The following is a 17,937-nucleotide window of genomic DNA, read 5'->3' as shown; positions in this document are numbered from 1 at the left end:
TATATGGAATGGGTATTACTTGTATCGCGCCGCCAAAATATCAATATGTGGCGCTTGGGCTCCTTCACCGATGGCGTTGAATTTCCATTCGCCATTGTGACGGTAAAGCTCACCTGTAATCAGAGCGGTCATGCCGGAATAATTATCCGTCAAATTAAACTTTACCAGCTCTTGCATATTATTTGCATTTAAGACCCGGATATAAGCCGAGCGGATCATGCCGAAATCCTGCTTTCTTGCTTCAGCTTCATAAATGTTGACAACGACTAGAATTTTCTCCACATCAGCTGGCACTTTCGCCAAATCGATACCGATTTGCTCGTCATCACCATCGCCTTCACCCGTGATATTATCACCCGAGTGAATGACCGAGTTGCAGGCACTTTGCTTATTATAGAAGCAGATGAGGCTTTCGCGGCTTGCCAGCTTTCCGTTAGCATTCAGCATCAGTGCCGAAGCGTCACAGTCAATGTTAGCCGCCTGCTTCCGTCCCATTCCGAAAAAGCTTTTCTTCTCTTCCACCGCTGGGTCCCAGCCAAGACCAACCATAAGCTTGGTAAGACCGGAGGTTCCTTTGGTCAAATCGATTTTCTGTCCCTTAACCAGATTAATACTCATGTTCGAGGTCACCTCCTTCCCACATCAGGCGAAGCAGCTTCGTCATCTGTGGCTTTCGTTTTCATTCTACCTTTTCTACGGATGTAGCGCCCAACAAGTTTCAGAGAATTTCAGCAAATCGTATAAAGATTTTATTAAGGGAAGAAAAGGCTGGATTAACCTGTCATTTATTTAGAATAATTGTTTGGCTTTGGCTTCCTTAAGCCATGTCGGGAATTCGACAAGTAGGCTGTCATACAAATCGTCGTCGGAAATTTTATCGAGGTTTTTCACCTTGAGGAAATTCGCATTGTCGATATAACGGCCATCCAGGTTGTCCAGCTCGTCCAGGAAATAGAAGCGCTCATTGCCAATGCCGACAAACTGGAAGAAAATCCCCAGGCGTGACAAGCCGCGAATCAGCTCGCGCGTCTCCTCTTTGTCGGAGTTGTCCCCATCTGTAAAAAACAGGACATACACGGGCGGATCATTTTTAACTTTGGATGCATCTATTTCATATTCCGTCCGGCTGCCCAAGCCGAGAAAACCGCCCTTGCGGGTAAGCTTCAGCGCCCCTGGATAATAAAAGTCCGCGATCTGCTTCATGACGCCCGCATATTGCGTGCCCATCTCAAGCTTGTGCTTGCTCGTAATTTCCCGCTCTACAAATTGATAAAAATTCGCTTGATATATTTCCCCAATTTCATGGTTGCTCAGTCCGAATGCGAATACATCCGCCGCACCGTTATCATCAAAATTCATCGCAAGCGCAAGCGCGCGCTCCGCCGTTTTTTGAATAATGCCGCTTCTGTACAAATTAGTCATTGAGCCGGAAATATCGAACACGGCTGCTACCCGGGCAACCTGCCCGTTCAGCCCCCGCTTAGTTAAGGAAATCGTCGCTTTCTTCTTCAAATCAATTAAATGGTCTTCCGCTTGCTTCCTTAGATCAATACTCAAAGAGATCCCTCCTTAGCTTGATACTATTAACTATATCAAATCTAATATAAAATGACAAAAACCCCAAAGTCCATTGCTAGTTTTTTACTTTTCTCGCGCAAAACACATACCTGCTATTCATACCCATTTTTCGAACGATTTAATCAGCTCACGCGAATACTTTTCCCCGCGAATGGCGATACAGCTCCTCATAATAGCCATGCCGTCTCACCAGCTCTGCATGCGTGCCCTGCTCGGCAATTTCACCCTTGCGCATGACAATAATGCGATCGGCCTTCATTACTGTAGAAAGGCGGTGGGCGATAATAATCGTCGTGCGCCCCTTCGATACGATCGCAAGCGCCTGCTCCAGCAGCTGCTCGCTGTAGGAATCAAGATTCGCCGTCGCTTCGTCGAGAATGAGAATTTTGGGCTGAAATACGATAATTCGGGCAAAAGAAATCAACTGCCGCTCGCCGGCAGACAAGCCGCTTCCCCGCTCGGACAGCCGCGTATTATAGCCATCGCTCATTCGCTGAATAATCGCATCCGCTCCAACCAGGCGGCATGCTTCGATAACCGTATCCTCATCAATATCTGTATCGAACAGCCGCACATTATCCAGTACGCTGCCCGAATAAAGATAGGGCTCCTGCTGAACGAGGCCGACGATACGGTGCAGCTGCGATTGCTCCATATCGCGTACGTCCGTGCCGTCGATTCGCACGCCGCCAGAGCGAACATCATAGAAACGGCAGAGCAGGCTGATCAGCGAGCTTTTGCCTGCACCAGTCGTGCCAACGATGCCAATTCGCTCCCCTGCCCGGATACGCAGTGATAAGCCCTGAATGACAGGAGGCCGCTGCCCATAACCAAATACAACATGGTCAAATTCGATATCGCCACGTACGTGCACTTTCGCAAGCGCATGCGGCATCGCCTGGTTCTCCACCTCCGGCTTAAGCGCAAATATGCCCCAGATGCGGGTGACCGCAACCGTCGCCGATTGCAGCGTATTCCACTGCTGTGTAATCGTGTTAAGCGGCTGGAAAAACAGACGGATATACGTAATAAACGCGTAAAGCACGCCGAAATCCATTTGCTTGTTCAACACCGCCATGCCGCCAAGCCACGTAACGAAAGCAATTGACAGATTACTTAATATATCAAAGGAGCAGCGAAACCATACCTGCGTCTTCACTTCCTTCATATTAGCTCGGAAATAGCCTTCATTGCGCGCCGTAAACTCCCGCTGCTGCTCCTTCTCCTGATGAAAAACCTGAATCAGATTCATGCCTGCTAAATTTTCAGCAGTAAAAGCTATGAGCCGGGAGAGCTGCGTGCGCGCACGCTGATAGGTCCGGCGCATATAAGAACGAAAACCAATGGCGATGCCCGCGATAATCGGCAGCAGAAGCAAGCAGTAAAGCGCAAGCTGTGCATCCAGCTGGAACATCAAAAATATAATGAACACCAATGTCATGCCATCGCGCAGCACACTCATCAGCACTTGGCTGAACAGCTGATTCAGCGATTCTGTATCGCTGGATACGTGGGTAATCAGGCTTCCGCTTGAGGTGCGGTCAAAATAAGACATCGACAGCTTGGAAATATGCTCGAACAGCTGCTTGCGGACTTTCGCCACAATGCTTTGCCCTGTGTATTGCAGCATATTGTTCTGCAAATAGGTGAACAGCAGGCTCATTGCTGCTAAGCCCAAATACAAAGCTCCTATGCCGATAATGGCACCATACTCTCCCTTGCCCGCCATCAAATGATCATCAATAATGACTTTCACCAGATAAGGTTGGAGCAATTCCGCAGCTATAGCCAGCAGCGTACAGAAGAAGATTAGCGCAAAGCTCCATTTATGGGGTTTAGCAAAGGAAGATAGCGCCCGGAATGCTGACACATATTTTATATCCGGCTTCGGCTGGTTTTCGCCCGTTTGCCGCTCAGCCCTCTGGTCAGCCTCCCAATTGCGAATGGAATTAGCCATCTGCTTCTCCCTCCTCCTGAATCGCACACAGCGATGCGTATAAGCCCGGCTTCGCCGACAGCTCGGCATGGGTTCCCTGCTGCGCTATCGTTCCGCCCTTCATGACGATTATTTGATCGGCATGCTTGATCGCACTAATGCGATGGGCCACAATAATCGTCGTTTTTCCTTTGCGCATTCTGCGTACCGTATTCATAATTTCCGTCTCGGTTACAGCATCGACTGCGCTTACACTGTCATCCAAAATCATAAGCGGAGCCTGCTTAATGAAGCCTCTCGCAAGACTCGTTCGCTGGCGCTGTCCGCCTGACAGCGTCACGCCCCGTTCTCCGAGCTTCGTCTCGAACTGCTCGGGAAACGCCATAATATTTTCAAAAATTTGCGCCTGCTTTGCTGATTCCTCAACAGCGTCCATTTCTCGCCCCCGATCCGAAAAAGCAATATTATCGCGAATAGAGGTGCTGAATAGAAAACCATCCTGCGGCACATAGCCAATTTGGCTGCGCAGGCTCTCCAGCGTAATGTCGCGAATATCCGTCTCAGCAAAACGAATGCTGCCCCTCGGCGCCTCATAGGTGCGCAGGAGCAGCTTCATCAGCGTTGTCTTGCCGCTGCCTGTCGCCCCTACGATGCCAATCGTCATACCCGGACGAATATCCAGCCGAATATCCCGCAGCGCAGCTCCGCGAGCCCCCGGATAAGTAAAAGACAGTCCCTCAACATGAATGCTCTTGCCCTGCAAATCAAGCGAAGCGGCAGCCTTGCTTTCCTGAATGTCCGGCGTCTCTGACAGCAGCTCGTTCAGCCTCTCCAGTGAAGCGCGGGAACGCTGCATCGTATTAATAACCGTGCCAATCTGCTGAAGCGGGTTCATGAGCATCCGTATGTAAAGCGTCAATGCCACAAAATGCCCCAGCGACAGCTCGCCGTTCACCGTTAAGTAGCCGCCTAACGAAATCGCTATAATTAAAGATAACGCGCCGAGAAATGGGATGATTGCTTGAAAAATCGATGATACCCGGACCAGACGAAGCTGGTTGTCCTTGATTTGATCCACCGTTGTGAAAAAACGCTCATTCATGACCGATTCAACAGCAAACTTCTTGGTGACGCGTATGCCCCCGAACTGCTCCTCCGCTGATTCCGTCATCGTGGCGAGCGAGGCCTGCACTTTTTTGGAGCGCTGCATAATGACAGGACCGAATCTCGTTACGATGAATGGGATCAGCAGCAGCGGCACAATGGACGAGGCTAGCAAAAACAGCGGGATGCCGCTGTAAAGCATCATCGTCACGACGGCGAAAAACAGCGTCACCGCACTGGCCGTCTGATTGACGCCCATCGAGATCGACTCCCTCACTCCGGTGACGTCATTGACGACATAGCTCAGCAGCTTGCCGACGCCATTTTTCGAATAAAAACGTTCGCTGAGTCCTGTAAAATGCATAAACAGCTTGCTGCGCGTCAATCGCTCAAAGCGTCTGCCAATGTACATGATGAGAAATTGCGCCACACAAGCCAGCACAACGTAGCTCGCGCCAATGGCGAGCAGCAGCAGGCTGTATTTTTGAATAAGCCCGCTTGATAAACCGTTATTTTGCAGCGCATCCGTAAACCTACCCAGCACCTGCGGGAAGAACACCTGAATGATGCTGGATGCGACATGCAGCAGAACGGCAACAGCATATAAAGGCCAGCTTTGCTTTAGAAAATCGACTAAAATCCGCCCTTTTTTCATTCTGCACATCACTCCTTTGCCGACTAACTATTTACCACTATAGTATTCATTGTAACAGTTTATTCGCCGTTTGGGTCGAAAATGACGAAAGACGGCTCGCTTGAGCCGCCTCCGCCCTGCGTTTGGCCTTTGCCTGCTTTGTATGCTGCCTACAGCAGCCCTTTGCGATAAAGCACCGTCAGCAAGCGATAAAAGTCCAGCGAACCACCTTCCGGCGTGTCGATGACGCCAGCAGCTACCGCAGCCGCAACTGCTGCTTTCGCCCATGCTGGCACCGCCATACTGTGCTTGGCTTCTAACTCCGTTACCCGCTTCACAAGCGTATCAAACTGCAGGCGCTCCGCTTCTGTCATTGGCTCCCCCTCCTCTTCCGGCTTTTCCGGTTCCGGCTCTGGCTCCGGCTCCGGCTCTGGTTCCACGAGATTGCCCAGCAGCGCTTTGATTTGCTGCAAAAAGCTTTCCCAGCCGCCCGGCCGGCTCCGAAACGTATGCGGACAGTTTTTGCCGCTCCAGCGGTTATGCTGGACGACTGCTGTAATCGGCAGCCCAAGCTTGCGCAGCAGCTCGGCAATGAGCGCCGCTGCATTCGCCTCCGCCTTGCTGCGGATGCCATCGCCATTTTCACAAATTTCGATTCCGATTGAGCTGCGGTTACCCGGCCCATTGCCATCGCCTGCATGCCAGCCATGCTCGTTCACAGGCAAATGCTGCACCACCCTCGTATCATCCACGGTAAAATGCCAGGAGACGGGCAGTGCTGCGGCGGCACCTCCTTTTAAATATTTGGCATGGGAAAGCGCATCCGCCCCCTTCGAGCTGTTCGCTGTATCATGTACCGTCACATATTTCGGCCCTTGAATGGCTGTGCCGGGACGATTGTTCCTGCCTGCCGGAATAAAATCTTGTATCCTATCAGCCATCTTTCACCCTCCCTTCCAGCGCGAGCATGATTCGCTCGCTTCTATTAGGAAGTGCGCCAGCGGCACAATTGGTTTGTACACCTGCCTGAGGACGACAAAAAAAGGCGTGGAAAAGAGTGCTGCTCCACTCTTTTCCACGCCCTGTCATTCAGCCAAAGCTGGCCCTTATTGGCCAAGCAAAATTTTCGCATATGGCGAGTCGATTGGCAGCATGATGACCGGCTCATTTTTGAGCGTCGTCACATAGCTGTCCAGCGTCCGGTAAAAATTATAGAACGCCGGGTCCTGCCCGTATGCTTTATTGTAGATTTTCGCCGCCTGCTGCTCACCCTCGGCAATGATTTTTTTCGAGTCAGCCTGTGCCTGCGACATCAGCTCGCTTGCAGTACGGTCAGCCTTCGACGTAATTTTGCGCGACTCCTCATCACCCTCGGACAAGTAACGGGCCGCGATGGATTGACGGTCGGAAATCATCCGATTGTACACGCTTTGCTTATTGCCTTCAGGCAAATCCGTCCGCTTAATGCGCACATCGATCACCTCAACGCCATAATCATCACGCTTCAGCGCCTCGGCTACATCGCGCGTAATTTCATCATTTATATTGCCGCGCTCCGTCTGCTCGCTAATAATATTATCGTAATTCACCTCAGACAGCTTGCGCCTGACCGAATTGTATACCGCTTCATCAATACGCTGGACACCCGCGCTTACCGTCTGTGCCGTTTTCAAAAATTGCTCCGGTTTCGTAATGCGCCAAACGGTGTAATTGTCCACGATAATCGGCTTCTTATCCTTCGTCAAAATCGACGTTGGATTGCTCTCATACGTCATTTGGTATTTCGGCAATGGCGATACACTTTCGATAAATGGAATTTTCAGCTTGAGACCCGGCGTTTCGGCAACCCGCACCGCTTCACCAAACTTCAGCACGACCTTGTATTCGCCTTCCTTTACGATGTACATCGAGCCTGCGCCAAGGATGACGATGACCACAAGGCTGACTAGCAAAATCAATTGGTTTTTCTTCATGGTGTTGCTCCCCCTTCCGCCTGCGGAGCAGGGGTTTGTGAATTGCTGGAGCTGCTCGAAGTGCTTTTGCTGCGCAGCAGCTCATTCAGCGGCAAGTAATTCACTGTATCACTATTGCTGTTTGTAATGAAAATTTGCGCATTCGGCAATATTTTTTCCAGCGTCTCGAGGATAAGACGGCTTTGTGTAACGTCCGGACTATTTTTATATTCGGCAAAAATCGCATTGAACTTCGCGACGTCGCCCTCGGCGTTCAATATCCGCGACTTTTTCTCCGCTTCGGCATTTTCAAGCAGCGCCTGTGCTTCACCGCGCGCCTTCGGAATGCGGTCGTTTTCATATTTTGCCGCGTTGTTGATCTTTGTGTTTTTCTCCTCGCGGGCATTCGTGACTTCACGGAACGCTTCCTCTACCTGGCCGCTTGGCGGCTCAATATCCTGGAATTTAATGTCCATAATTTGAATGCCGGTTTTGTATTTTGTTTGCAGCTCCAGCAGTTTCTCCCGCACCTTATCCTGAATAACGGTTTTTCCGTCCGTAATCGCATAATCGAGCTTCTCTGAACCAATAACCGAACGGATGGAGGAGCTCGCCGCATTGCGCAGGAAGCGCTCCGGATCATCAATGTTGTACAAGTAATCATGCAAATTGCTTATTTTCCACTGGACGACGGCGTCAGCCGATACAATATTTTCATCCCCGGTAATCATGAGCGCTTCGTCGTCAACGGGTGTGACGCTGTCCCCATTCTGGCGGTACCCGATATGAATGCGCTGCACAAGCTCAGCCGGCACCGTAACCACCTGCTGAATCGGATATGGAAACTTAAAATGCAGCCCAGCCGTCGCTTCCCCCGTATACTTTCCAAATGTCAAAATCGCCGCGCGCTCCTGCTCCTGTACCGTATAAAAAGATGAAAATCCGAGCGTAACGGCTACGATGCCGATGGCTGCCCCGATGATCGCCTTTTTTACCGTTTTTGGATTAAGCGGCTGCTGGCTTCCTTGCGGTCTGTTTATTTCCGTGTTCAATTAAACCTCTCCCTTCTATTTATATGAACAAAATGAGAACAAACCTAATCTGTTCATACGTAAAGGGAGCCTATTAGGTGACAGTTTTTTCCCAGCGATTATAAATCCGCACGATAATGATCTTCAAAAGCAGATAAACCGGGATCGCAACCATGATGCCGACAATGCCGCCCAGCGCCCCTGAAACGAGAATAAGCAGCAGCGTTGTAATGGGATGAACGTCCAGCTTTCGCCCATAAATATACGGGGACAAAATATTTCCTTCAATCTGCTGAGCCAGCATAATGATGACCACAACCCAGATGACGGACGTTGGCTCATCGATAAACGCCACGATCACACAAGGAATGAGCCCCAAAATTTGCCCAATATACGGGATCATATTCATGAAAGCAATGACGAGAGCTAGCACCAGAGGATACGGCAAACCGATGAGAAGAAAGCCGATGAGCACCATCCCGCCAAGCAGCAGGCAAAGGGTAACCCGTCCGACAATAAAGCCGCTTAGCGCCTTGTCCATCTCCTGCAGCGTTTCTTTCAAACCGCTTTTGTAACGCCCGGGAACCCGCTCCAGCAGCTTGCGGACCGCAGCTCGGTCATCCATCAGCATGTAATAAAGCAGCAGCGGCGCCGTGGAAACGACGATTATAAAATTGGAGAGCACGGAAAAGGCATTTTTCACATAGTCGGTTGCCGATGCAATGCTTTTTGTCAAATAGGGCTCCGCTTTATCCATTAAATTAAAGCCTGCAAAATCGAATTTCGACAGGTCGACACCAAACAAAATTTGATTTTTCTGCAGCTGCTCCAGCTGCCTTCGAAAATCATCCGCAAGCTTCGGAAGCTGCTCCAGCAAACCCGTCAGCTGGCGCTGCAATATCGGCCATACGACGATGCCGAGCAGCGTAATGAGCGCAGCCGCAAGCACATAAATGAGCAGAATGCAGAGCGGCTTCGGCAGCTTCAAGCGATGCAGGCGTGCGACCAATGGGCGGAGGAGATAATACAAAAATACCGACAGCACAATCGGTACAAAGATGATTTTCAGCGCGAGCATAATCGGGTCAAAAAACGCGGAGTTGCGCGCAAACAAATACAAGATAAGCAGCACCAATACGATGCTGACAAAAATTTGATTCAATCGGGTTAAACGCATACTGAAGCTTCCCCTCTGTTCCTTAGTCATGCCTATCATCTATGCTTACCCATTGCCCTGCTCCTGAAACCAAAGCCCAGATACTCAACATTTCGGATGAACGTTTCTTGTCAAAGCGTTAGCTTGGCATTATTTATGGTATCCTATCGTTATATAACCATAAGGGGACAGGGAAAAAGATGTTTTATCCAACGGTGCATTTCAATCACTTAAATATCAAGCTGGCGTTAGGCCATAAAATGCTTAGCGTCCAATACGTCAATTGCGGCTATTTCTACGAATCGATCATTGAGCATCGCCATAGCAACCGCAGCTATGAGCTTCATTATATTCCTACGGGCAAAGGCACATTGATTGCCGAAGGACAGCAATACGAGATTAAGCCTGGCTGTCTGTTTATGACCGGCCCGGATATCGCCCATGAGCAAATTACCGATCTGCTTGACCCGATGGCTGAATTTTGCATCTGCTTTGAGGAGCAGCCGCCAGCTCCGGGCAAAAACACCGCTCCCGCAAGCGGCCGCGAGGAGGATTTGACCGGTATTGCGGAAGCTTTTTTGGAAAAATCGTTCTGGTTCGGCGAGGACACGCAGCAAATGCTGCCCCTGTTCCAGCAATTGTTCGAAGAGGCTGAGCAGCAGGCGGTTGGCTACTACGCAGCTATTCACAGCATTATGGAGCAAATACTCATTAGGCTGATCCGCAACTATAAGCAGGGTGAGCCCTCGCGCGTAAGCGCCCCGACCAAAACGCTCGATGACAGCCGTATCGCCATTATAGAGCAGCAATTTCTATCAAGCCCCATCGATCTAACGATTCAGGAGCTCGCTGGGAAGCTCGGCTTAAGCGTCCGTCAAACGGAGCGCTCGATTCGACAGCTGTACGGCATGTCGTTCACGAATAAAAAAAATCAGGTCCGCATGAGTGTCGCAGCACGCCTGCTCAAATCTACAACGCTGCCTATCGCAGCTATTGCCGAACAGACCGGGTTTGCTACGCTGGAGTATTTCTGTACGATTTTCAAAAAACAATATGGCCTGACAGCAACGGCCTACCGAAAAAGCCCCATTTTTCGCGGGTAAATGAACATGTGAGGTAATGATTATTGCTGGAATCGCTTTCATTCCTTACGATGTGTCCAAGGAGGTTAACTGGAATAAAATACAATTAAAGCAATTACAAAGGAGGAAATACACGTAATGTCCACCATGTTTTTTAAGAAAAAGGGGATTAAACCGCTCGCCTTCCTGCTCTGCTTTTGTCTAGCCCTTCCTTTTACATCTATGCTCGGAAAAGTTCAGGCGGCTACGCTCTACAGCGCCGATTTTGAAAGTAGCGGCGCCTTGGGCTGGACCGCCACAAGCGGCATCTGGTCAATCGTACAGGATAGCGGCTCAAATGTATATGCTCAGACCAGCTCCTCAGAAGGCCGCACCTCCGCAGGCAATCAGGCTTGGACGAATTACAGCGTTGAAGCCAAGGTGAAAATTGATAATTTCAATGGAACGAACCGGGCTTATGTAGCCGGACGCTACCAGGATGGCAATAATTTTTATGCAGCGTCGCTTTATAACAGTGGCAGCGGCAAGCTTGAAATACGCAAAAAAGTAAGCGGTTCCACTACTACTCTGGCAACCGTTGACTACCCTGTTGCTGCCGGTACTTGGTACACGGTAAAGCTCACGATGTCTGGCTCTGCAATTTCTATGCATTTGAACGGCACGCAGGTGCTGACGGCTACGGACTCCAGCCTCACTTCAGGCGCAGTTGGTCTCGTAAGCCTTAAGGCAGCCGCTAAATATGACAATGTGAGCGTGTCGGATTCGGCATCGACTCCAACGCCAACGCCTTCGGCAACAGCAACTCCAGCACCGACAGCGACAGCAACTCCGGCTCCTACAGCTACACCAGCACCCACCGCTACACCAACACCAGCCGCAGGCGATCTGTTCGTAGCAGCCAATGGTTCTGCCAGCAACAGCGGCACTATCAGCAGCCCGCTTACACTTGCAGCAGCACTGACGCAAATTCAACCGGGCAAAACGATCTATTTGCGCGGCGGCACCTATGCTTTTTCTGAAACGGTAACGATTGAACGGACGAACAGCGGAAGCTCGGTGAGCGCGCGCAAAGGACTTGTCGCCTATGGCAGCGAGAAGCCTGTGCTGGATTTCTCCGCACAAGCTTTTGCCTCCACGAACCGCGGTCTGCAAATTAACGGCCACTACTGGTTTGTGAAAGGTCTTGAAGTGAAGGGTGCTGGAGATAACGGCATCTTCATCGGCGGAAATTACAACCGGATTGAAAATGTTGAAACGCATCATAACCGCGACACTGGCCTGCAGCTTGGACGTTATGTATCCACTGCCGGCTACAGCGAGTGGCCAGCTTACAATGAAATTATTAATTCTTATTCCCACGACAACTATGATCCGGATAATGGGGAGGATGCAGACGGCTTTGCGGCGAAGCTGACGGTTGGCCCGGGCAATGTTTTCGACGGCTGTATTGCGGCGTATAACGTGGATGACGGCTGGGACCTGTATTCAAAAACCGATACGGGAGCTATTGGAATGGTAACGATTCGCAACAGCATCGCCTATCAAAATGGCCAAACGTCCGACGGTACAACGACAACCGATAGCGATGGCAATGGCTTCAAGCTGGGCGGCGAAAAAATTGCCGTAAATCACATTGTCGAGAACAGCATCGCTTTCCAAAATAAAAAGCATGGCTTCACTTATAACAGCAACCCAGGCTCCATTTCCATGAAAAACAATACCTCGTGGAGCAATGGACAAAGCAACTTCGCTTTTGATTTAGGCACACATATATTCACCAATAACCTGAGCCTCAGCGGCGGCTCCAGTGACAAAACAAGCGGCACCGATGTTTCAAATACCAATGTTTGGTGGAAAAGCAATGCCAGCGTAAACGGCAAAGGCTTGCTTGCAAGCTCGGCTGACTTCGTGAGCTTGACTCCTTCCGTTACCCGCAATGCAGACGGCTCGCCGAATCTTGGCAATTTCCTTAAGCTGGCGACCGGCAGCGATTTAATCGGCTCCGGCACGCCATCTGGCACGAATGTTGGCGCACGCTAGGCTCAAATAAGAATAGGAATTTGCGGCCGCCCCTTGCCTGAATGCGTCAAAACCGCTACCATGGTAAGGGTGCATAAAGGAAATCTGCTTAGCAGCTCCTTATGTGCGATTAACTTTTTTGCCTAAGGAGACTTAACATGTTAAAGCTAGGAAGAAATGATGTATGCCACTGCGGCAGCGGCCGTAAATATAAAAAATGCTGTATCGAGCTGGACCGTGAGGAAGAGCGCCGTTTGGCAGCGGCCCAAGCTTCAGGCGGACTGCAGTCTTACGCGGATATCGAACGCCTGCTGGATCAAGAGCTTGTATGGGAAGCTCCATCCTATGGTGAGCTGGCCCGTGAACTGGCCAAGCAAATGAAGGAGGGCTATACGCCTGCCCAAATTAGCCTTGCCCTGTTTATGTGGAAGGAATATACGGATGCAAATAAACCTTCTTTCCGTAAATCCGGCGTCTACTGCGCGGCTTTGGAATATTTGATCTGCGAAATTCAGAGCATTCCAAGCTCGAAAGCCGAGCTTGCCGAGAAGTACAGCGTATCCGTATCTACTCTATCGAAAAAATGCACCGAGCTGACCAGCTTCTTTATGGAGCAATATGCAGAGCTTCAAGCGGAGCAGCCTGAGGCAGCAGCCACTGACGATGCTGAGAATGCGGAGCAGCTCCAGCAAGAGGAGCTTGTGAAGGCTTAAGCTAGAGCCGGGCTTCAATCGTTTACAGTTACATGGTTGCCAATAGCAGCAAAAGAGCCCGGCGCCTTCACATGAACGTGAAAGCAGCGGGCTCTTTTCGGTTTTTTTTATGGAAAACTCTAGTTAACCGCTAGTGCTACTGGGTGGTTATTGCAGCCACACCTTGGTTTCTCCACCGTCGCTGGAGTATTCAATATACTCCGGTACCGCTTCTATAATAATGTATTCCGGATCATGAGGTCCTTCAAACCACTGCTTGAAATTTTCATTCCACAGCTTCTCACGCAGCTTGTCGTCCGCGCACAATTCCGCACGTGCCTGAATTTGGACAATATCGGAAGACGGCTTGCCATCGTAACCAACGAGAATATGAACATTCGGGTTAGCCCTCAGCTCATCAACCTTGCTCGTATCGCGATTTGTCGCTAAATATAAGTTAAGCCCATCATGGAAGAGCGCCATATAACGCACCATCGGCTTATCGCCATTTACGGTAGCAAACGAGCATACATGGTTTGCTTGCAGCACATCAATAATTTCCTGCTCCAATTGTTTTGTTGTATTCGGCATCGGTATCTCTCCTTTAAAGGTTCATCTTTTTGCCAGTCTTCCCAGCATCGCGCCTGCCATAGATTACCCCTTTTGCCGTTTTTTTAATCGGAGCATGGTTTTGATGATTGTTTCTATATATGTAATAGACAGCCAGGCACCGTTAGAAAAGCAGGACCAGCTGTATAGCAAACGTATAACAATGGTTAAGCAGACGCACGAATACGCCTGCTTGTTTTTCATCATCATTGCTTGTTGATCTATTATTATTTATTGTTCTACGACATCATTTGCCGTGAAGCGGTAAGGCTTCTTGGAATGCCGATTCGCATAAGAAGAAGCGACAATTGCTTCCGGTTTCAGACGAGCTTTCATCCCCATAGCTTCCACACGCAATACCATTTCCGCCACATAAGCAGCCGTCTTGCTGACAGCCGGATCGGTTCCGGCATCGACGTCAATATACGCTTCGAAGGACGCGCCTTTGTATACAAAAGGGAGCACGATATCCTCCATTTGCTTCTTACGTTCGCCACCGAAAAACAGCGCGACCTCCTCGCTGTATGACGTCTCCAGCGACAGCTTCTCCTTGATGGATTTCAGTTCCCGCGGGATGACGACCTGCCGATAGCAGGCCCATGCTCCTTTGCCCTCACGCTGGATAACGACGCCGGTAATCATCGTCGTATGTCCCGCATGCACCTGGCAGTCGGTACCGATCATGAAATTGTAATTTGCATGTGGATCAAGCGACATAAAACGGACAATGCGATCATGAACCTGCTCCAGATTGAGGCGTCTTTCCGATACATTGTGAAACTCCATGTCGTGAATCAATTGAAGATGTTTTCTTATTTTCATCATCGTCACCTGTAAAGCAATTAGGCTTCTTCCCTTCTTTAGTTGGAGTAGTGTGCTTCAAGGGACTTGAACCCTTAGTTGTCTTAATGACAGCGGATTTTAAGTCCGCCGCGTCTGCCATTTCCGCCAGAAGCACAAGGTGATCGTGACGCATGGGGGATTCGAACCCGCCGCATCCACGAGTGAAAGTCGTGTGGCTTAGCCGCTTGCCGAATGCGCCTTAATATAAGGACTGCTTATACTTACTTACTTACTTACTTACTTACTTACTTACTTACTTAATCAACGAACATGCGTTCTAATTTTTGCAATAAAAAAACTACTTTCCCCCTCACGGTTCCGCCATGCCACCCCGTCTTCAGCCGATATCAGCCAAGTTTTGAGAATGCACAAACGGACCACTCACCTAGGGTGCAAGTAGTCTTCACGTATACAGATAATGATTCATCGGAATATATTCTACCCCGCGCTTCAAGATCAGGCTGCCGCTGCTCCCCCTTTATTCAGGATGGAGCAGTCCAGCTGCGATACGCAAAAACGACGAATATTCGGTTCGATGCAGGCAACATGTAAGTTTTCATTCAACTCTTCTAACGCCGGATGCTGATGTTCATCCGCCTGCTGCTTCGTTATTTCGCTATGCACTTGCTCATACTGATGTAAATCAAGCTCCGCTGGCCAATTCATAAGCTGTTCTGCTGTGTTTTTCATTTCCTGCACCTTCCTTTCGTCTTCGTTATTGGTCTCGCAACGGCATCGGCTTACCGATCACGCATTTCGCTTCAATGCTTTAACGCTTTAATTCATGTTCGACTTGATGCTTCTCATACTAGCATATCGAATTTTAATAAGTCAATCCTTTTTATTTTAAAAAATGAAAATAGTTAATTTTATTGATTTAATTACCTTATATTCATGGATATCAAATAGAAAAATGATTCATTTTTCGCTAAATATTAATTTTCACTAGCTGAAGTATTCCTTTAGCAAATAAAAAAAGACTACTGCTCAGCGGCAGTAGTCCTTCATCTCCCCATCAACAACCAGCCCATTCATGATTCTCAGGCGGATACCTGATTACCGTCGGCTTGGCGTCGAAAGCATATAGGAGAAAGGCTGCTGCACGGGCTGTACGCATTACTGGCCTGCACAAAAAGATGGCTGCTCTGCTCAGAGCACCACGGTTGTTCAAGCTTGTTATCATGGTTTGATAATAAAATGGTTAACATGCGCCGTGCACTTCCTTTCCTTGGTTGATTAAAATGATATACATTCACAGCATAATAAATATTGTTCATTTGAAGCTTATTAATTGTTTCCCATCTTATAGCAAATAATCCTGTCTTGTCAACAACAAATCTGCTCCTGATCGGCTATGCTCGCAAAATCCACACGTCATAAGGCCCAATCACTACCTCACCAACAAGCGGTTGACCTGAAATCAGCTCCTTCAGCGCCAAATAAACCTGCTCTTCGCTATTCCAATAATCATAGCCAATATAACGCTCTATTTTCACATTGCTATCGTTCGCATAGTCATACATAATGGCTGCTTTTTCCATCACATCGGTACCGATAATAACGTCCTCCAGCATCCGCGTTTTCTTCGCCACCCGCTTCGCTTCCTCCAGCCGCCAATGCGGCTGATCGCCATACAAATTCAGCCCATGCCAGAGCGATTCCGCCCCGTAAGGGCATGTCCGCCAGCGGAAATAAAGCACGCCGTCTGCCCCATGGGCAATCGACTGCCACGTCCACAGCCGCATTTGCCCCGGTTTGGGCGTCGCCTGCAAATAATCACCGCGGTCGTTGTTCAGCACATTCCCAATCTGCCCGCCCGGCCCCGCCTGCTGCTCCAGTACCGTAAACTTGGAAGACAACCCCCGCACCCGGCTGAGCTGCTTGCCGCTAAGCCGATCCTTATGCGGATATTGCAGATCAGTACGCATCAGTTGGAATGCCGGATACGAATCATAAGACATAAAATCAACGGTGCGAGCCATTAGCTCATAATTATCAATATTTCCGAATAATCCATTATGGGTAATGAATTGCTCCTCAGGCAGCAGACGGGTCAAAATCTCATATTGCAGCTCTGCAAATCGAATCGTCGAGTCCGATGTAAATAAATAAAAATCGAGCAGCTGGCTTGGGCTATGGTACGTCACCGTTGGCCTTGGCAAATAAATTTGCTCCCATGCATTGTAGGTCTGGGCCCAGAATGCCGTTCTCCATGCAGCGTTGAGCTCATCCAAGCTATCGTTGTATTTCTCCCTGCACCACTGGCGGAAAGCCGTATGATCGCTCTCAGCAAAGCTCACATCTGAATGGCAGTTCAGCTCGTTGTCAATTTGCCAGCCAATGACCGCAGCATGCCCTTTGTAACGCTCCGCCATCATCGTGACGATGCCGGCGCAAAGACGCAAATAGATCGGCGCCGTGTAGTTGTAGTGCCTTCTGGAGCCAAAACGATCTGCACCTCATTCCAGCCATAAAAATAGCTTTGATGGACAGGAAGCTTAAGGATAAATACTAGCCCTTCCTCATCGGCCGCAAAAGCAGACAGCCACTGCAGCTCCATATGCTGATCCGCATACAGATTTTCTATAGCTTTTAGCTGATCATCATCAAGCGGCGGCCGTTCAGGCAGCGTCTCTCCTCCTAGCGTGTAAACAGGGGGAGTTTTCATATACAGCATGACAAGGGAACCGCTCAGCTCCTCCAGAAAAGGATGCAGCTCCTCGATTGCATCGATATCGTTCAGCTGCTCTTTGCCCAGCACAACATCCGAAATGACACTGCGCTTCGATCGACTTAGCCGCGTGCGCTCTGAGCGCAGCTCCTCTTTAATGCGCAGCAGCTCGCCGAGCAGACGGTTCTGGCTTATTTCATGCTTCAGCACATAATTGGCTGCTTTCATCTCCAGCGCCTGCCGCACATAATCAAAATCACGATACGCTGTCAGAAAAAGCAGCCGAGTCCCCGGCTCAGCCTCCTGTATTTTCCGTCCTAATGACAGTCCATCCATATGGGGCATCGAAATATCGGTAATCACAATTTTCGGACGGTGCTTCAAAAATAGTTCAAGCGCTTTCAAGCTGCTTGTCGTCTTCGCCACAACACGAAAGCCATGCTGCTCCCATGGCACCAATTCATATACATTTTCCAAAGCCAACGGCTCATCATCCACGAGTAATATATCCATCATGCTCACCCTTCTTCGCCAGCTCGCGCACGTGCGGAGCCCTCCTCATACTTTGCTTCCATTCAAACATACTAACGGGATATATTCAAACCGCAAAAATGTTTTTTTGCAACCTTT

At 49.4% G+C, this 17,937-nt stretch carries 16 protein-coding genes, 2 tRNA genes and 1 pseudogene; 4 read left to right on the top strand and 15 right to left on the bottom strand.

Translation table 11 applies throughout. From position 1 onward, the window contains the following. Positions 1-15: 15 nt before the first annotated feature. From MHB80_RS06845 to MHB80_RS06810, 8 genes are all read right to left on the bottom strand, one after another. Positions 16-618 (bottom strand): TerD family protein, encoded by a 603-nt coding sequence (locus tag MHB80_RS06845; protein ID WP_341281460.1) that lies wholly within the window; start codon positions 616-618, stop codon positions 16-18. A gap of 171 nt (positions 619-789) precedes the next feature. Continuing rightward, positions 790-1,557 (bottom strand): VWA domain-containing protein, encoded by a 768-nt coding sequence (locus tag MHB80_RS06840; protein ID WP_341281459.1) that lies wholly within the window; start codon positions 1,555-1,557, stop codon positions 790-792. Positions 1,558-1,705: 148 nt separating this feature from the next. After that, positions 1,706-3,535: an ABC transporter ATP-binding protein gene (locus MHB80_RS06835; protein ID WP_341281458.1), complete on the bottom strand. Its 1,830-nt coding sequence runs from the start codon at positions 3,533-3,535 to the stop codon at positions 1,706-1,708. Further along, positions 3,528-5,273 (bottom strand): ABC transporter ATP-binding protein, encoded by a 1,746-nt coding sequence (locus MHB80_RS06830; protein ID WP_341281457.1) that lies wholly within the window; start codon positions 5,271-5,273, stop codon positions 3,528-3,530. Before MHB80_RS06830 ends, MHB80_RS06835 begins: the two co-directional genes overlap by 8 nt. 149 nt (positions 5,274-5,422) lie before the next feature. Further along, the gene (locus MHB80_RS06825) at positions 5,423-6,193 is read right to left on the bottom strand and encodes an N-acetylmuramoyl-L-alanine amidase (protein WP_341281456.1); all 771 of its coding nucleotides are present in this window, start codon (positions 6,191-6,193) and stop codon (positions 5,423-5,425) included. A gap of 165 nt (positions 6,194-6,358) precedes the next feature. Then, positions 6,359-7,225 (bottom strand): protease modulator HflC, encoded by an 867-nt coding sequence (locus tag MHB80_RS06820; RefSeq protein WP_341281455.1) that lies wholly within the window; start codon positions 7,223-7,225, stop codon positions 6,359-6,361. Further along, positions 7,222-8,256, bottom strand: a complete 1,035-nt coding sequence (gene hflK / locus MHB80_RS06815; protein WP_341281454.1) for an FtsH protease activity modulator HflK — start codon at positions 8,254-8,256, stop codon at positions 7,222-7,224. Before hflK ends, MHB80_RS06820 begins: the two co-directional genes overlap by 4 nt. 73 nt (positions 8,257-8,329) lie before the next feature. Then, positions 8,330-9,412 (bottom strand): AI-2E family transporter, encoded by a 1,083-nt coding sequence (locus MHB80_RS06810; protein WP_341281453.1) that lies wholly within the window; start codon positions 9,410-9,412, stop codon positions 8,330-8,332. A 179-nt stretch (positions 9,413-9,591) separates the two neighbouring features. Between MHB80_RS06810 and MHB80_RS06805 the strand changes: the two genes are divergently transcribed. From MHB80_RS06805 to MHB80_RS06790, 4 genes and pseudogenes are all read left to right on the top strand, one after another. Further along, positions 9,592-10,494 (top strand): AraC family transcriptional regulator, encoded by a 903-nt coding sequence (locus MHB80_RS06805; protein ID WP_341281452.1) that lies wholly within the window; start codon positions 9,592-9,594, stop codon positions 10,492-10,494. Between the two features lie 117 nt (positions 10,495-10,611). Further along, positions 10,612-11,220, top strand: a pseudogene (locus tag MHB80_RS06800) (LamG-like jellyroll fold domain-containing protein); the annotation flags it as partial. A 6-nt stretch (positions 11,221-11,226) separates the two neighbouring features. Then, positions 11,227-12,513: a right-handed parallel beta-helix repeat-containing protein gene (locus MHB80_RS06795; protein WP_341282884.1), complete on the top strand. Its 1,287-nt coding sequence runs from the start codon at positions 11,227-11,229 to the stop codon at positions 12,511-12,513. A gap of 137 nt (positions 12,514-12,650) precedes the next feature. Next, positions 12,651-13,205, top strand: coding sequence for an SEC-C metal-binding domain-containing protein (locus MHB80_RS06790; RefSeq protein ID WP_341281451.1), 555 nt, complete (start codon positions 12,651-12,653; stop codon positions 13,203-13,205). Between the two features lie 147 nt (positions 13,206-13,352). On the opposite strand, the gene MHB80_RS06785 is transcribed toward MHB80_RS06790, so the two are convergent. The 7 genes from MHB80_RS06785 to MHB80_RS06755 form a co-directional block, all read right to left on the bottom strand. Next, positions 13,353-13,775: a pyridoxamine 5'-phosphate oxidase family protein gene (locus MHB80_RS06785; protein ID WP_046228838.1), complete on the bottom strand. Its 423-nt coding sequence runs from the start codon at positions 13,773-13,775 to the stop codon at positions 13,353-13,355. A 249-nt stretch (positions 13,776-14,024) separates the two neighbouring features. After that, positions 14,025-14,618 carry a ribonuclease H-like YkuK family protein gene (locus MHB80_RS06780; protein ID WP_341281450.1) on the bottom strand — a complete coding sequence of 198 codons (594 nt, stop codon included), beginning with the start codon at positions 14,616-14,618 and terminating at the stop codon, positions 14,025-14,027. A gap of 48 nt (positions 14,619-14,666) precedes the next feature. Continuing rightward, positions 14,667-14,751, bottom strand: a tRNA-Leu gene (locus MHB80_RS06775). 10 nt (positions 14,752-14,761) lie between these two features. Beyond that, positions 14,762-14,835 (bottom strand) — tRNA-Glu (locus MHB80_RS06770). Between the two features lie 257 nt (positions 14,836-15,092). Next, positions 15,093-15,326, bottom strand: coding sequence for a hypothetical protein (locus MHB80_RS06765; protein ID WP_341281449.1), 234 nt, complete (start codon positions 15,324-15,326; stop codon positions 15,093-15,095). A gap of 662 nt (positions 15,327-15,988) precedes the next feature. Beyond that, positions 15,989-17,041, bottom strand: a complete 1,053-nt coding sequence (locus MHB80_RS06760) for a beta-galactosidase (RefSeq protein WP_341281448.1) — start codon at positions 17,039-17,041, stop codon at positions 15,989-15,991. Continuing rightward, positions 17,011-17,823, bottom strand: coding sequence for a response regulator (locus MHB80_RS06755; protein WP_341281447.1), 813 nt, complete (start codon positions 17,821-17,823; stop codon positions 17,011-17,013). The genes MHB80_RS06760 and MHB80_RS06755 overlap by 31 nt, the downstream gene beginning before the upstream one ends. Between the last annotated feature and the right edge of the window lie 114 nt (positions 17,824-17,937).

The sequence above is a fragment of the Paenibacillus sp. FSL H8-0537 genome, from assembly GCF_038051995.1.
Classification (GTDB): Bacteria; Bacillota; Bacilli; order Paenibacillales; family Paenibacillaceae; genus Pristimantibacillus.
The sequence above is the reverse complement of the archived record's forward strand: the minus strand, read 5'-3'. Positions and strand labels throughout refer to the sequence as shown.

Excerpts from the sequence above, each read along its gene's own strand:
- MHB80_RS06845 (WP_341281460.1), bottom strand. The coding sequence starts at position 618 with ATGAGTATTAATCTGGTTAAGGGACAGAAAATCGATTTGACCAAAGGA.
- MHB80_RS06835 (WP_341281458.1), bottom strand. The coding sequence starts at position 3,535 with ATGGCTAATTCCATTCGCAATTGGGAGGCTGACCAGAGGGCTGAGCGG.
- MHB80_RS06830 (WP_341281457.1), bottom strand. The coding sequence starts at position 5,273 with ATGAAAAAAGGGCGGATTTTAGTCGATTTTCTAAAGCAAAGCTGGCCT.
- MHB80_RS06825 (WP_341281456.1), bottom strand. The coding sequence starts at position 6,193 with ATGGCTGATAGGATACAAGATTTTATTCCGGCAGGCAGGAACAATCGT.
- MHB80_RS06820 (WP_341281455.1), bottom strand. The coding sequence starts at position 7,225 with ATGAAGAAAAACCAATTGATTTTGCTAGTCAGCCTTGTGGTCATCGTC.
- MHB80_RS06810 (WP_341281453.1), bottom strand. The coding sequence starts at position 9,412 with ATGCGTTTAACCCGATTGAATCAAATTTTTGTCAGCATCGTATTGGTG.
- MHB80_RS06805 (WP_341281452.1), top strand. The coding sequence starts at position 9,592 with ATGTTTTATCCAACGGTGCATTTCAATCACTTAAATATCAAGCTGGCG.
- MHB80_RS06790 (WP_341281451.1), top strand. The coding sequence starts at position 12,651 with ATGTTAAAGCTAGGAAGAAATGATGTATGCCACTGCGGCAGCGGCCGT.
- MHB80_RS06785 (WP_046228838.1), bottom strand. The coding sequence starts at position 13,775 with ATGCCGAATACAACAAAACAATTGGAGCAGGAAATTATTGATGTGCTG.
- MHB80_RS06780 (WP_341281450.1), bottom strand. The coding sequence starts at position 14,618 with ATGATGAAAATAAGAAAACATCTTCAATTGATTCACGACATGGAGTTT.
- MHB80_RS06765 (WP_341281449.1), bottom strand. The coding sequence starts at position 15,326 with ATGAAAAACACAGCAGAACAGCTTATGAATTGGCCAGCGGAGCTTGAT.
- MHB80_RS06755 (WP_341281447.1), bottom strand. The coding sequence starts at position 17,823 with ATGATGGATATATTACTCGTGGATGATGAGCCGTTGGCTTTGGAAAAT.